This window comes from Variovorax sp. SRS16 (assembly GCF_901827165.1).
In the GTDB taxonomy this organism is placed as follows: domain Bacteria; phylum Pseudomonadota; class Gammaproteobacteria; order Burkholderiales; family Burkholderiaceae_C; genus Variovorax.
The window spans coordinates 5321374-5335617 of sequence record NZ_LR594666.1 but is presented as its reverse complement, the minus strand read 5'-3'; the positions used below and the strand labels follow the sequence as shown (position 1 = coordinate 5335617).

Annotated in this window: 13 protein-coding genes; 8 read left to right on the top strand and 5 right to left on the bottom strand. The window is 68.4% G+C overall.

All coding sequences use genetic code 11. The features are described from left to right. The first annotated feature begins 2 nt into the window (after nucleotides 1-2). From E5P2_RS25760 to gshB, 7 genes are all read left to right on the top strand, one after another. On the top strand, nucleotides 3-512 hold the full coding sequence (locus E5P2_RS25760; protein WP_162569929.1) for an LPS-assembly lipoprotein LptE: 510 nt from the start codon (nucleotides 3-5) through the stop codon (nucleotides 510-512). Continuing rightward, complete coding sequence (gene holA / locus E5P2_RS25755) at nucleotides 512-1573, top strand: DNA polymerase III subunit delta (RefSeq protein ID WP_162569928.1); 1062 nt, start codon at nucleotides 512-514, stop codon at nucleotides 1571-1573. The genes E5P2_RS25760 and holA overlap by 1 nt, the downstream gene beginning before the upstream one ends. Nucleotides 1574-1664: 91 nt before the next feature. Then, nucleotides 1665-2957 carry a glutamate-5-semialdehyde dehydrogenase gene (locus tag E5P2_RS25750; protein WP_162569927.1) on the top strand — a complete coding sequence of 431 codons (1293 nt, stop codon included), beginning with the start codon at nucleotides 1665-1667 and terminating at the stop codon, nucleotides 2955-2957. 133 nt (nucleotides 2958-3090) lie between these two features. Next, complete coding sequence (gshA, locus tag E5P2_RS25745) at nucleotides 3091-4386, top strand: glutamate--cysteine ligase (protein WP_162569926.1); 1296 nt, start codon at nucleotides 3091-3093, stop codon at nucleotides 4384-4386. 156 nt (nucleotides 4387-4542) lie between these two features. Next, complete coding sequence (locus E5P2_RS25740; RefSeq protein WP_162569925.1) at nucleotides 4543-6411, top strand: potassium transporter Kup; 1869 nt, start codon at nucleotides 4543-4545, stop codon at nucleotides 6409-6411. Nucleotides 6412-6442: 31 nt separating this feature from the next. After that, complete coding sequence (locus tag E5P2_RS25735; protein WP_162569924.1) at nucleotides 6443-7711, top strand: benzoate/H(+) symporter BenE family transporter; 1269 nt, start codon at nucleotides 6443-6445, stop codon at nucleotides 7709-7711. Next, nucleotides 7711-8664 carry a glutathione synthase gene (gshB, locus tag E5P2_RS25730; protein ID WP_174259904.1) on the top strand — a complete coding sequence of 318 codons (954 nt, stop codon included), beginning with the start codon at nucleotides 7711-7713 and terminating at the stop codon, nucleotides 8662-8664. Before E5P2_RS25735 ends, gshB begins: the two co-directional genes overlap by 1 nt. A 4-nt stretch (nucleotides 8665-8668) precedes the next feature. Here gshB and E5P2_RS25725 read toward each other — a convergent pair whose 3' ends face one another. Together E5P2_RS25725 and E5P2_RS25720 are read right to left on the bottom strand one after the other, a co-directional pair. Further along, complete coding sequence (locus E5P2_RS25725) at nucleotides 8669-9433, bottom strand: class II glutamine amidotransferase (protein WP_162569923.1); 765 nt, start codon at nucleotides 9431-9433, stop codon at nucleotides 8669-8671. A 146-nt stretch (nucleotides 9434-9579) separates the two neighbouring features. After that, nucleotides 9580-11049 (bottom strand): MFS transporter, encoded by a 1470-nt coding sequence (locus E5P2_RS25720; protein WP_162569922.1) that lies wholly within the window; start codon nucleotides 11047-11049, stop codon nucleotides 9580-9582. An 88-nt stretch (nucleotides 11050-11137) separates the two neighbouring features. Here E5P2_RS25720 and E5P2_RS25715 point away from each other — a divergent pair, with 88 nt between their 5' ends. After that, nucleotides 11138-12415 (top strand): zinc-binding metallopeptidase family protein, encoded by a 1278-nt coding sequence (locus E5P2_RS25715; protein ID WP_162569921.1) that lies wholly within the window; start codon nucleotides 11138-11140, stop codon nucleotides 12413-12415. On the opposite strand, the gene E5P2_RS25710 is transcribed toward E5P2_RS25715, so the two are convergent. The 3 genes from E5P2_RS25710 to E5P2_RS25700 form a co-directional block, all read right to left on the bottom strand. Further along, complete coding sequence (locus tag E5P2_RS25710; RefSeq protein ID WP_162569920.1) at nucleotides 12412-12627, bottom strand: cysteine-rich CWC family protein; 216 nt, start codon at nucleotides 12625-12627, stop codon at nucleotides 12412-12414. The genes E5P2_RS25715 and E5P2_RS25710 overlap by 4 nt on opposite strands. Beyond that, entirely contained in the window at nucleotides 12628-13887 is a 1260-nt protein-coding gene (locus tag E5P2_RS25705; protein WP_162569919.1) for a 6-phosphofructokinase, read from the bottom strand. Between the two features lie 62 nt (nucleotides 13888-13949). Further along, entirely contained in the window at nucleotides 13950-14189 is a 240-nt protein-coding gene (locus E5P2_RS25700) for a DUF2917 domain-containing protein (RefSeq protein ID WP_162569918.1), read from the bottom strand. Between the last annotated feature and the right edge of the window lie 55 nt (nucleotides 14190-14244).

The window sequence follows — 14244 nt, the reverse complement described above, 5'->3', positions numbered from 1 at the left end:
GCATGAACACACGCCATCCGCTGCCGCGCCGCGGCTTCCTGCTCGCCGCAGCGCTTTCCGTCACGGTGGCGGGCTGCGGCTTCGAACTGCGCAAGGCACCCGTCTTCCCGTTCAAGACCCTGGTCGTGCAGGGCAGCTCGGCCTTCACGAACAGCGTGCGGCGCAATCTGCGCGCGGCCGGCAACGTGGAGCTGCTGCCGGCCGACCAGACCGCCAAGGCCGATGCGGTGCTCGAGATCCTGGCCGAGAACCGCGAGCAGCTCGTCACCTCGACCAACTCCGCCGGCCAGGTGCGCGAAATCCAGCTGCGCCTGACGGTGCGCTTCCGGCTGCGCGGCCAGGCCGGCAAGGAACTGCTCGCGCCGACCACGATCACGCAGACGCGCGACATCACCTACAACGAGACCGCTGCGCTCGCGAAGGCCAGCGAGACCGAGCTGCTGTACGTCGACATGCAGAACGACATCGCCCAGCAGATGATGCGCCGTCTCGCGGCGGCCAAGGCCAACTGATGCAGCTGGGCGCCGCACAGCTGGAAGCCCATTTGCAGCGCGGCCTCCAGCCGCTCTACGTGATCCATGGCGACGAGCCGCTGCTCGCGCAGGAGGCGGCCGATGCGATCCGCGCCGCGGCGCGCCTGCAGGGTTACACCGAACGCAGTTCGTACACCGTGGCCGGCGCGCATTTCGACTGGAGCGCGGTGCTCGCGGCGGGCGGCTCGCTGAGCCTGTTCGCCGACCGGCAGATTGTCGAGATCCGCATCCCCTCGGGCAAGCCGGGCAAGGACGGCAGTGTCGCGCTGCAGCAGATCGCCGAGTCGGCGCCGGGCAACGACAGCACCCTCACGCTGGTGATGCTGCCGCGCCTGGACAAGGCGACCCGCACCGGCGCCTGGTTCTCGGCGCTCGAGAGTCGCGGCGTCAGCCTGCAGGTCGAGACCGTCGAGCGCGCCGCGCTGCCGCCATGGATCGCGCAGCGGCTCGCGCAGCAGGGCCAGCGGGTGAAGGGCGGCGAGGAAGGCCAGCGCACGCTGCAGTTCTTCGCCGACCGGGTCGAAGGCAACCTGCTGGCCGCGCACCAGGAGATCCAGAAGCTCGCGCTGCTGCATCCGCCGGGCGAATTGAGCTGGGAGCAGGTCGAAGGCGCGGTCAACAACGTCGCGCGCTACGACGTGTTCAAGCTGTCCGAGGCGGTGCTCGCCGGCCAGCCGCAGCGCGTCGCGCGCATGCTCGACGGCCTGCAGGCCGAAGGCGAGGCCGAGGTGCTGGTGCACTACACGCTGGCCGAGGACATCCGCGCGCTCAAGCGCATCAAGGACGCGATGGCCGCCGGCCGGCCGCTGCCGATGGCGCTGCGCGAGAACCGCATCTGGGGCCCGCGCGAACGCGCCTTCGAGCGCGTGCTGCCGCGCCTGGACGACCGCCTGCTCGCGCGCCTGCTGCGCGCGGCGCACATCGTGGACGGCATCGTCAAGGGCCTGAAGCAGCCCGACTGGCCGGCCAGCGGCTGGCAGGCGCTGCAGCGGCTGGCGCTGATGCTGTGCCGTGCCTGCGCGGCGCCCGCGCGCGGCTGATCGCGCCACCGGCGGCGCCGGTTCTTGTTTTGCGAACGCAGCGTTTCCGTGCGTTCTTCGCGTGCGGACCTTCGCATGGGAAAATGCGGCCATGAACGCGTTCAACGTCAGCGAACACATGCAGACCCTCGGCCTGCAGGCCAAGTCGGCCTCGGCCCTCATGGCACGGGCCGACGCCGCCACCAAGAGCAAGGCCCTGCGCGCGCTCGCGCGTCGCCTGCGCGACAACGCCGCCGCGCTGGCGCCGGCCAATGCGCGCGATGTCGAGCGTGCCACCGCCGCCGGCCTGTCGGCGCCGATGGTCGATCGCCTCAAGCTCACGCCCAAGGCCATCGAGACGGTCGCCCTCGGCTGCGAGCAGTTGGCCGCCATGCCCGACGTGATCGGCGAAATCATCGGCATGCGCCAGCAGCCCAGCGGCATCCGGGTCGGCCAGATGCGGGTGCCGATCGGCGTCTTCGGCATGATCTACGAGAGCCGGCCCAACGTGACCATCGAGGCCGCGAGCCTGGCCATCAAGAGCGGCAACGCGGCCATCCTGCGCGGCGGCTCGGAAGCGATCGAGTCGAACAAGGCGCTGGCCCGGCTGGTGTCCGAATCGCTGGCCGAGGCAGGCCTGCCGGTCGAGGCGGTGCAGCTGGTGCAGACCACCGACCGCGAAGCCGTCGGCCAGCTGATCGCGATGCCCCAGTTCGTCGACGTGATCATCCCGCGCGGCGGCAAGGGGCTGATCGAGCGCATCAGCCGCGATGCCAAGGTGCCTGTCATCAAGCACCTGGACGGCAACTGCCACGTCTACGTGGACGACACGGCCGAGCTCGGCATGGCGGTGAACATCGTCGACAACGCCAAGACACAGAAATACAGCCCCTGCAACGCGGCCGAAGGCCTGCTGGTCGCGGCCTCGATCGCCGACCGCTTCCTGCCGGAGATCGGCGCGATCTTCGCGGCCAAGGGCGTGGAGATGCGCTGCGACCGCGCCGCCGCGCGGATCCTGCGCGCCGGCGGCGTGCTGCCGGCGGGCGCGGCGGTCGTCGACGCGGTGGCGTCCGACTGGTCGGAGGAATACCTGGCCGCGGTCATCAGCATCAAGGTGGTGGCGGATGTCGACGAGGCGATCGCGCACATCAACCGCTATTCGAGCCATCACACCGATGCCATCGTCACGCGCGACCACGTGAACGCCCAGCGCTTCCTGCGCGAGGTCGACTCGGCGAGCGTGATGGTCAATGCGAGCACGCGCTTTGCCGACGGCTTCGAGTTCGGGCTCGGCGCGGAGATCGGCATCAGCACCGACAAATTCCATGCGCGCGGGCCGGTGGGTATCGAAGGGCTGACCTCGCTCAAATACATCGTGCTGGGCCAGGGCAACACGAGAAGCTGACCCCCAGGTTTGCTCGCTTCGCGGCGTTTCCCGAAGGGGATGGAAGATGACGCGGTTGTCATCTTCGAGGTCGTCCCCAAATCCTACAATTCCAGTCCACCTTTCGCCGCAGAACGCACAATAAGGCCGCCGCATGGTCCCCCATCTCGTCACCGCCCTGACCGGCCCCATCAACGAACTCGAGCAGCGCGTTCTCGACTCCATGCCGGCCATCGAGCGCTGGTTCCGTCTCGAGTGGATGGAGCACACGCCGCCGTTCTACAGCTCGGTGGACATCCGCAACGCGGGCTTCAAGCTGGCGCCGGTCGACACCAACCTCTACCCGGGCGGCTGGAACAACCTGACCCGCGAGATGCTGCCGCTGGCGGTGCAGGCCGCCCAGGCCGCGATCGAGAAGATCTGCCCGGAGGCGCGCAACCTGCTGGTGATTCCGGAAAACCATTCGCGCAACACCTTCTACCTGGCCAACGTGGCCCAGCTGGTGCGTATTTTTCACATGGCAGGGCTCAACGTGCGCGTGGGCTCGATCGATCCCGCGATCAAGTCGCCCAAGAAGATCGAGCTGCCGAACGGCGACACCGTGTGCCTGGAGCCGGTGGTGCGCGGCAAGCGGCGCCTCGGCCTCAAGCATTTCGACCCCTGCACCATCCTGCTCAACAACGACCTGGCGGCCGGCACCCCGGGCATCCTCGAGGATCTGCACGAGCAGTACCTGCTGCCGCCGCTGCACGCCGGCTGGTCGGTGCGCCACAGGAGCAACCATCTGCACAGCTACGAAGAGCTCTCCAAGCGCTTCGGCAAGCTGCTGGGCATCGACCCATGGCTGATCAATCCGATGTACGCCAAGGCCGGCGAGGTCAGCTTCGCGGATGGCACCGGCATGGACGTGCTGACCAGCCATGTGGACGCGATGCTCACCAAGATCCGCCGCAAGTACAAGGAATACGGCATCAACGAGAAGCCCTTCGTCGTCGTCAAGGCCGACAACGGCGCGGGTGCCATGGGCGTGATGACGGTGCGCGACGTCAAGGATCTCGAGACCCTCGGCCGCCGCTCGCGCGGCAAGGCCGGTGCCGCCGGCGAGGGCGCGGAGCGCAGCGAGGTGATCGTCCAGGAGGGCGTGCTGACCAACGAGCGCGTGCACGATGCCGTGGCCGAGCCGGTGGTCTACATGATGGACCGCTACGTGGTCGGCGGCTTCTACCGCGTGAACGCCGAGCGCAGCCCGGACGAAAACCTCAACATGCCGGGCGCCAGCTTCGTGCCCTTGGCCTTTTCGGAGAGTGCGCACTTACCGCAACCCGGCGCCAAGCCCGGTGCCAGCGCGCCGAACCGGTTCTACATGTACGGCGTGATCGCCCGGTTGGCGATGGTGGCGGCCAGTTACGAGCTCGAAGCCACCAACCCGGACGCCGAAATCTACGAATGATTTCCGGCCGCGTCTTGCGAGGCCGCCCGGCGGCTGCAAAATAGCGACCCCACAGCAACGCAAACGAGGGGGCGGAGGGCGAAGCGGCAACCTTGCGAGGCGGCCGGCGCGCCCGGGCGAGCATCACGGCGCCGGACGACCCTTTGCACCGACTTCGTGTCCCGTTCCAAATCTTCCTCCGCCGCGCTGATCCTCGCGGCCATCGGCGTTGTCTACGGCGACATCGGCACCAGCGTGCTGTATGCGGTCAAGGAGGTGTTCGGTCACGGCCATGTTCCCTTCACGATCGAGAACGTCTACGGCATCCTCTCGATGTTCTTCTGGACGCTGACGGTCATCGTGTCCCTGAAGTACGTGGTGCTGGTGCTGCGGGCCGACAACGAAGGCGAGGGCGGCCTGGTCGCGATGCTGGCGCTGGCCTCGCGCGCGGTCGCCGACAAGCCGCGGCTGCGCCGGGTGCTGCTGGTGGTGGGCATCTTCGGCACCTCGCTGTTCTATGGCGACGGCGTCATCACGCCGGCCATCTCGGTGCTGTCGGCGGTCGAGGGCCTGGAGGTGGTGTCGCCGCACTTCGGGCACTACGTGATCCCGGTCACCCTGGTCGTGCTGTTCTGCCTGTTCGCGGTGCAAAAGAGCGGCACCGCGGGCATCGGCCGCTTCTTCGGCCCCATCACGCTGTCCTGGTTCTGCGCCATCGCGCTGCTCGGCGTGTCGCAGATCGTCGTGCATCCGGAAATCCTCAAGGCGCTGAGCCCGCACTATGCGCTGCGCTTCATCTGGGGCAACCCGGTCACCAGCTTCATCATCCTGGGCGCGACGGTGCTGTGCGTGACCGGCGCCGAGGCGCTCTATGCCGACCTCGGCCACTTCGGCAAGGGGCCGATCCGCATCGCCTGGTTCTCGGTCGTGATGCCGGCGCTGACGCTCAACTACTTCGGCCAGGGCGCGCTGCTGCTGGAGAACCCGCTGGCGGTCAAGAACCCGTTCTTCATGATGGCGCCCGAGTGGGCGCTGGTGCCGCTGGTGTTCCTGGCCACGGCGGCCACGGTGATCGCGTCGCAGGCCCTCATCACGGGCGCCTTCAGCGTCACCCGCCAGGTGATCCAGCTCGGCTACCTGCCGCGCCTGAACATCGAGCACACCAGCGTGCGCACCGCGGGGCAGATCTACATCCCGTTCGTCAACTGGGGGCTGTTCGTCGCCATCGTGCTGGCGGTGGTCATGTTCCGCTCGTCGAGCAACCTGGCCGCGGCCTACGGCATCGCCGTCACCACCGACATGCTGATCACCACCGTGCTGACCTTCTTCGTGATCCGCTATGCCTGGAAGTACCCGCTGGCGCTGTGCATTGCGGCGACCGGTGCCTTCTTCGTGGTCGACTTCCTGTTCTTCGCCTCCAACCTGCTCAAACTGTTCGAGGGCGGCTGGTTCCCGCTCATGATCGGCGGCGGCATCTTCACGCTCATGATCACCTGGAAGGAGGGCCGCCGCCTGATGGGCGAAACGCAGCTCGCCGAGGCCATCGATCTGCGCAGCTTCCTCGATTCGGTGTTCGTCACGCCGCCGGCGCGCGTCGACGGCACGGCCGTGTTCATGACCGCGGAGCCCGGCGTGGTGCCGAATGCGCTGCTGCACAACCTCAAGCACAACAAGGTGCTGCACGAGCAGAACCTGTTCGTCACCGTGCGCAACCACGAGGTGCCGTGGATTCCGATGGACAAGCGCATCGAGATGGAGCCGCTCGGCCACCATTGCTGGCAGGTGATCGTGCACTACGGCTTCAAGAACGACGTCGAGCTGCCGCGCGCGCTCGAACATGCGCGCCTGCGCGGCTGCCAGCTCGAGCCGATGTCGACCAGCTACTTTCTGTCGCGCGACGTCGTGATTCCGACCCTGGGCAGCGGCATGGCGCCATGGCGCGAGAAGCTGTTCGCGCAGATGCATCACAACGCGAGCGGCGTGGCGGATTTCCTGGGCTTGCCGAACAATGCCGTCGTCGAGCTGGGCTCCAAGATCGAAATCTAGGCTCGCCCGCGACCCCGGCACAATTCCGCGCATGCGATTTTTCAAGGATCTGAGCCTGTCGGCCTTCACCGCAGGCTTCGTCGCGGTGCTCGTGGGCTTCACGAGCTCGGTGGCGATCGTGTTCCAGGCCGCTCTGGCCTTCGGCGCCACGCCCGAGATGATCAGCTCCTGGATGTGGGCGCTGGGCCTCGGCATGGGGCTGGCCTCGGCGCTGCCTTCGCTGTGGCTGCGCAAGCCCGTGATGATCGCCTGGAGCACGCCCGGCGCCGCGGTGCTCGCGAGCGCCGGTGCCGGCTACACGATGAACGAGGCGGTGGGCGCCTTCATCGTGTGCGCCGTGCTGATGGCGCTGGCGGGCGCCACCGGCTGGTTCGAGCGCGTGATGAACCGGATCCCGATGGCCATCGCCTCCGCGCTGCTCGCCGGCGTGCTGGCGCGCTTCGGCCTCGACGCCTTCATCGCCGCCAGGACGGCGCTGCCGCTGGTGCTGCTGATGCTCGGCACCTACCTCGTCGCCAAGCGCTGGCTGCCGCGCTACGCGGTGCCGCTCACGCTCGCGGTGGCGGTCGCTTTCGCCGCCGCGCGTGGCCAGCTGGCCTGGAGCGCGGTGCACTTCAGCATCGCCAAGCCGGTGTTCACGATGCCGGTCTTCAGCTGGCAGGCGGCGGTCAGCCTGGCGCTGCCGCTGTTCGTGGTCACGATGGCCTCGCAGAACCTGCCGGGCGTCGCCGCCGTCCGCGCCGCGGGCTACGAGATGCCGGTCTCCAGGCTCATCACGCTCAGCGGGCTGGTCACGCTGGTGCTCGCGCCCTTCGGCGCCTTCGCGCTCAATCTCAGCGCCATCACCGCGGCCATCTGCATGGGCCGCGAGGCGCACGAAGATCCGGCGCGGCGCTACACCGCGGCGGTCAGCTGCGGTGCGATCTACGTGGTGATCGGGCTCTTCGGCGCCGCGGTCACGGGCATCCTGACCGCGTTCCCGAAGGAACTGGTCATCGCCATCGCGGGGCTGGCGCTGCTCGGCACCATCGGCAGCGGCCTGGCAGCGGCGGTGCGCGACGAATCGCATCGCGAAGCCGCGCTGATCACCTTCCTCGTCACGCTGTCGGGCATCACCATCGCGGGCGTCGGCTCCGCGTTCTGGGGCGTGGTGGCGGGCGCCGTCGCGCTCGGCATCCAGCAGCTCGGCCGCAGACCCTTTGCCAGCAGGGAAATCGCCATCGGCGGCAAGATCGAGCCCGACGCCCGCGCCGCTGCCGACGCGACGCCCTCCACGCCGACCGGCGGAAAGACCTTCTGATGCACATCCTCTTCGTGGCCGACCCGCTCGACCTGTTCAAGATCTACAAGGACAGCACCTTCGCGATGATGCGCGAGGCGCAGCGCCGCGGCCATCGCATCGCGGCCTGCGTGCCGCAGGACCTGCAATGGTCCTCGGGCAAGCCGGTGAGCGCGACGGTGCAGCAGATCACCCTGACCGGCGATCCGCACGACTGGTACCACGAGGACCTGCGCGAGTCGATGGCGCTGAAGGATTTCGACGTCGTCGTGATGCGCAAGGACCCGCCCTTCGATGCCGAGTACATCTACGCCACCCACCTGCTCGAACAGGCCGAGCGCGAAGGCGCGCACGTCGTCAACAAGCCGCGCGCGCTGCGCGACCATCCCGAGAAGCTGGCGATCATGGAGTTCGCGCAGTTCACGACGCCGACCCTGGTCACGCGCAGTGCCTCGGCGGTGCGCGATTTCCACGCCGAGCACGGCGACGTCATCCTCAAGCCGCTGGACGGCATGGGCGGCATGGGCATCTTCCGCGTCAAGGCCGATGCGCTGAACCTGGGCTCGATCGTCGAGACGCTCAACAAGGACGGCGCCGAGACGATCATGGTGCAGCGCTTCGTGCCCGAGATCACAGAGGGCGACAAGCGGGTGCTGGTGATCGGCGGCAAGCCCGTGCCCTTCAGCCTCGCGCGCATTCCGCAGGGCACCGAGGTGCGCGGCAATCTGGCGGCCGGCGGCAAGGGCGTGGCGCAGCCGCTGAGCGCGCAGGACCTGCGCATCGCCGAGGCGATCGGGCCGGTGCTGCATGCGCGCGGCTTGCTGCTGATCGGGCTGGACGTGATCGGCGGCTCGCTGACCGAAATCAACGTCACCAGCCCGACCTGCTTCCAGGAGATCACGGAACAGACCGGCTTCGACGTGCCGGCGATGTTCATCGACGCGCTCGAGGCGACCCTGCCCTCGAAAAGCTAGTGGGTTAGCCGGCGCGCTGCCCGTCGACGAACACGGCGAGCTCCTGCGGCGCGAATGCGGTCCAGGTCTCGTTGGTCGTGAGCGGCGCGGTCACCACCACGGCGACGCGATCGTCCGGCGTGGTGTGCTGCGCGAAGTCGATGCTGAGGTCTTCGTCGGACAGCTCGGCGGTCAGGAAGGGATGCTTGCGTTCGACATACCAGAGGTTCGTCGACGCGTGGGCCCAGAGCGCCTGGCCGTTCGAGAGCATGAAATTGAAGGTGCCATGGCGCGCGAAGCGCGGCGCCAGTTCGCGCAGCGTGAGGGTCAGCTCCGCGATGCTCGGCACGCCCGCATGCGATTTGGCCAGTTCCTGCATGAGCCAGCAGAAGGCATGCTCGCTGTCGGTGCTGCCGACCGGACGGAAGCTGCCGTGCAGGCGCGGGCGGAAGTCCTTCAGGTCGCCGTTGTGGGCGAACACCCAGTAGCGGCCCCACAGCTCGCGAACGAAGGGGTGGCAGTTCTGCAGGTTCACCGCGCCCTGCGTGGCCTTGCGGATGTGGGCGACGACGTTGCGGCTCTGGATCGGATAGCGCCGGATCAGTTCGGCCACCGGCGACTCGCAGGCCGGCTGATGGTCGACGAAGTGCCGGAGGCCGCGGTCCTCGAAGAAGGCGATGCCCCAGCCGTCGGCGTGATGGTCGGTGCGCCCGCCGCGCTGCGCGAAGCCCGTGAAGCTGAAGGTCACGTCGGTGGGCGTGTTGCAGTTCATTCCAAGCAGCTGACACATGAGGTAGAGCTTACCCCCAGGCTTGCCCACTTCGTGTGGCCGCCCACCCTCTTTCAGGGGGCGCTGCCGGCGGACCGGCGGAGCCGGATCCGCGGCAGCTCACGAACGCGGCGCGTTCCGCGGCCGATGAGCGAGCGATTGCGCTGCTATCTGGCTGGCAGGGCATCGGGGTTGCGCGGGGTCTTTTCTCGCAGCTGCCACGCAGCGCAGATCGCGAGCGCGCACAGGGCGGCCAGCAGTCCGAAGACTTCGTCGAAGGCCGCCAGGCGCTCGGGGCTGGAGTCGGCGTTGGCGAACGAGTCGCCGTGCGCCGCGAGGCGCCATTCGAGGACGACCGCGCACAGGCTCACGCCCGCGGCGCCGCCCAGCATGCGCAGGAAGTTGATCGCGCTCGCGCCCTGCGGAATCAGGGCCTTCTCGAGCGGGCGCATCGCGCCGAGGTTGAGCGACGGCAGGATGAAGCCGAGCCCGATGCGGCCGACGGTGGCGAAGAGCGCCAGCAGCCACACGCCGCTGCCCAGGTGCAGCACCGTCATCAGCGCGAACGAGGCGGCCAGCAGCGCGAGGCCGATGCTCACCAGCGCCCACGTCGGCTGCCGGTCGGCCAGCCGGCCGACCCCGGCGATCGTCAGTGCCAGCACGATGCCGGCCGGCAGCAGGATGGTGCCGACCAGCGAGGCCGAGAGCTGCAGCCCGACCTGCATGTAGACCGGCAGCAGGTAAGTCGATCCGAACAGCGCGGTGCCGTAGATGAAGGCGACCAGGCTGCCCATCGCGAACTGCCGGTGCTGGAACAGCGCGAGGTTCATCAGCGGCGTGCCGCCCGCGGCGGCGAAGCGCTTCTGCCAGGCCAGGAAGGCGGCGAAGGCCGCCAGCGCGCCGGCCAGCAGCAGCGCCGCGCCGAGCGGTGCATCGCCGCGCAGCTGCACGAGGCCGTTGAGCAGGCACAGCGTGCCGACGGTGCCGAGCGTGAGGCCGCGCCAGTCGAGCCCGTCGCTGGGCGCTGCCACCACGCCGCCCGGCGCGGTGGTCGGCACGAACTTGTAGGCCAGCCAGATCGAGACCAGGCAGAAGGGCACGACCATGAAGAAGATCGAGCGCCAGCCGAACAGATCGACCAGCACGCCGCCGATGCTCGGCCCGATCGCCGGTGCCAGCACCACGCCCATGCCGAACAGGCCGCTCGCGCGGCCCTGCTCGTGCGGCTCGAAGGCGCGCAGGATGATGATGGCCGGGATCGGCTGCACCACGCCGGCCGCGAGCCCTTCGGCCACCCGCGCGATCAGCACCAGCGGGAAGGCGTTCGCCAGCCCGCCCGTCATGCCGCCCACCAGCAGCATCACCATCGTGCCGACGTAGGTGCGCCGATAGCCGTAGCGCGCCAGCAGCCAGGGCGTGGTCAGCATCGACACCGTCATCGCGACCATGAAGCCCGAACTCACCCATTGCGCACGTGCCTGCCCGAGCGAGAAGTGATGACTCATGCCGGGGATCGCGACGTTGACGATGGTCGACGACATGATCGATGCCATCACCCCCACCATGACGGAGATCAGCAGCAGCCAGCGATAGCGCGCGCCGTAGCGGGCGCTCAGGGTTTGCAGGGGGTTGTTCATGGAGGGCTGCCGGCTCGGGCCGTCCTACAAGGATATCGGCCTTTGGGCACGAAAACGGCGCGCCGCGTGCGCGGACAATGGGATCTCCATGCAGTCCCCCCCTTCATCCTCATCCCCCGTTCGAGCAGCGGACGAGGCCGCTGCCGACGCCGCCGAGGCGCCGCCCTCGCTCGCATCGGAGCTGCAGGCGCCGACGGTCAGCCGCGCCTACCAATGCCAGTGCGGCCGGCCGGTGTTCCTCGGCAACAGCCAGTGCCTCGCGTGCAAGACGCCGCTGGGCTACGTGATCGAGCGCCTCGGCGTGGTGCCGCTCGCGCCGGTCGTGCAGGAGGGCACCGAGTCCGACACCTTCACCGTCTTCGGCGACGCGCAGGGCTTGCAGTACCGCCGCTGCGCCAACCTGATGACCGCGGCCGGCTGCAACTGGATGGTGCCGGCGCCGCGCGAGGGCGACGATCCCGCGTTCAGCACCGAGGGCCTGTCGCCCGGCTTCTGCCTGTCGTGCAGCGTCACGCGCACCATTCCCGATCTGTCGGTCGAGAGCAATGGCGTGCTGTGGCGCAAGCTGGAGCGGGCCAAGCGTACGCTCGTGTCCCAGCTGCTGGCGTTGGGCCTGCCGGTGCGCACGCGCCTGAGCGATCCGGCGCACGGCCTGGCCTTCGATTTCCTCGGCAACATGCCGGGCGGCCCGCACGTGATGACCGGCCACGAGGAGGGCGTCATCACCCTCAATGCCGAGGAGGCCGAGGATGCGGTGCGCGAGCGCATCCGGGCCGAGATGCGCGAGCCCTACCGTACGCTGCTGGGCCACTTCCGCCACGAGATCGGCCACTACTACTGGGACCTGCTGGTGTTCCCGACGCCGTGGCTCGAAGGCTATCGCCAGCTCTTCGGCGACGAGCGTGCCGACTATGCGACCGCCTTGCGCCAGCATTACGAGAACGGCCCGCCGCCCGACTGGCGCGACCGCTACGTGACCAGTTATGCGAGCTCGCACCCCTGGGAGGACTGGGCCGAGACTTGGGCCCACTACCTGCACATGGCCGACACCGCCGACACCGCAATGAGCTTCGGCGTCGATGCACAGAACGTCGAGCTGGCGAGCGACTTGTTCACTGCCGCCGACCTGTGGCAGCCCGAGCATCCCGGCGCGCAGAATTTCCTCGACTTCCTCAACGGCTGGGTGCGCCTGACCAATGTGCTCAACGAGCTTTCGCGCAGCATGGGCCAGCCCGACTACTACCCCTTCGTGCTGCCGCGCACGGCGGTGGGCAAGCTGCAGTTCATCCACCAGGTGATCACCGAGCAGCGCGAACACGCGCACTCGTCCGAGCCGCCCGCGCCCGCCCCCGTGGTTCAGTCCTAAACCATCGCCTCGGCCGCGCAGCGCGCGCAGATGCAGGCCAGCCCGCGCATGGCCGTGGGTACGCGCGCCAGCAAGGCCTTGCTGAAGTCGGCCTGCATGCACCAGCAGGGCGGTTGCGGGCGGCCTGTCTCGCGTTCGATCTCCATCGCGCAGCGGTTCGCCTCGCCGCACAGCGGGCAGCGTGAAGGATCGGGCTGCGCCGTCGCGTCCATCTAGGCGATTTCGAAGGCGGGCAGCTTCCTTGCGACCGAGGTGTTCTGCAGCGTCACGTACACCGGCAGCCCGTCGCGATAGGCCGGATAGTCCTCGCCCTGGATCAGCGGCAGCAGATAGCGCCGGCATGCGTCCGTGATGCCGTAGCCGTCATCGGAGATGAAGTCGCGCGGCATGAACTTCTCGGCATTGGCCACGGCGTCGAGCGGTGCGCTGCCGATGCGGTAGGCGTAGGGCGCATCGGAGGTCCGCTCGATGGTCGGCATCACCGCGTTGCGGCCTTCGAGCGCGAGTTCGACGGCGCGCTGGCCGAGTTCGTAGGCCTGCTTCACGTCGGTGGCCGAGGCGATGTGGCGCGCCGAGCGCTGCAGGTAGTCGGCCACGGCCCAATGGAACTTGTGGCCCAGCGCTTCCTTGACCATCTGCGCCACCACCGGCGCCGCGCCGCCGAGCTGCGCATGGCCGAACGCGTCCTTGCTGCCCTGCTCGGCGAGGAAGGTGCCGTCGGGGTGATGGCAGCCTTCCGACACCACCACCGTGCAGTAGCCGTGGTATTTGACCAGCGCATCGACGCGGGCCAGGAAGGCCGGCTGATCGAACGGAATCTCGGGGAACAGGATCACCACCGGAATGCCCTGGTCCGCCGCGAGCCCGCCGGCCGCCGCGATCCAGCCGGCATGACGGCCCATCACCTCGATCACGAAGACCTTGGTGGAGGTGGCGGCCATCGAGCGCACGTCCATCGAGGCTTCGAGCGTCGAGACCGCGACGTACTTCGCGACCGAGCCGAAGCCGGGGCAGCAGTCGGTCAACGGCAAATCGTTGTCGATGGTCTTGGGCACGTGGATCGCCTGCAGCGGATAGCCGAGCGATTGCGACAGCTGGCTCACCTTGAAGCAGGTGTCGGCCGAATCGCCGCCGCCGTTGTAGAAGAAGTAGCCGATGCCGTGCGCCTTGAAGACCTCGATCAGCCGCTCGTACTCGCGCCGGTTCTTCTCGAGCGACTTGAGCTTGTAGCGGCACGAGCCGAAGGCACCGGAGGGCGTGGAACGCAAGGCCGCGATCGCCTCGGCGGATTCGAGGCTGGTGTCGATCAGGTCCTCGGCCAGCGCGCCGAGGATGCCGTTGCGGCCGGCATAGACCGTGCCGATGCGGTCGGCGTGCTGGCGCGCGGTTTCGATCACGCCGCAGGCCGAGGCGTTGATCACGGAGGTCACGCCGCCGGACTGGGCATAGAAGGCATTGAGGAGAGTGCTCATGGGCGCATTCTCCGACAGGGACGCGCCTCAGCTCAATCTCATTGCTCGCATGAGCACTTCTTTCATGACGTCGAGTCCGACACCGCGATGCACGCAGGCTCCAGCGCCGACACCAGCGCGCGCCGATGCTCGCCGCCCGTGAAGCGCTCGCCGGCGGCCAGCACGATGTCGCGCGGATCGTCGTCGAGCGTGACCCACACGCTGCCGCTGCGGCATTCGATGCCGACGCCGGCCGCATCGGGCAGCGTGAAGATGGCGCGCTTGGACAGGCTGATCTGGAAACGGTCCAGGTCGATGATCATGGCGGACTCCTTTGCATTCTCCATGCGAATGAATATAGTGAGCCGATCCCCTCGT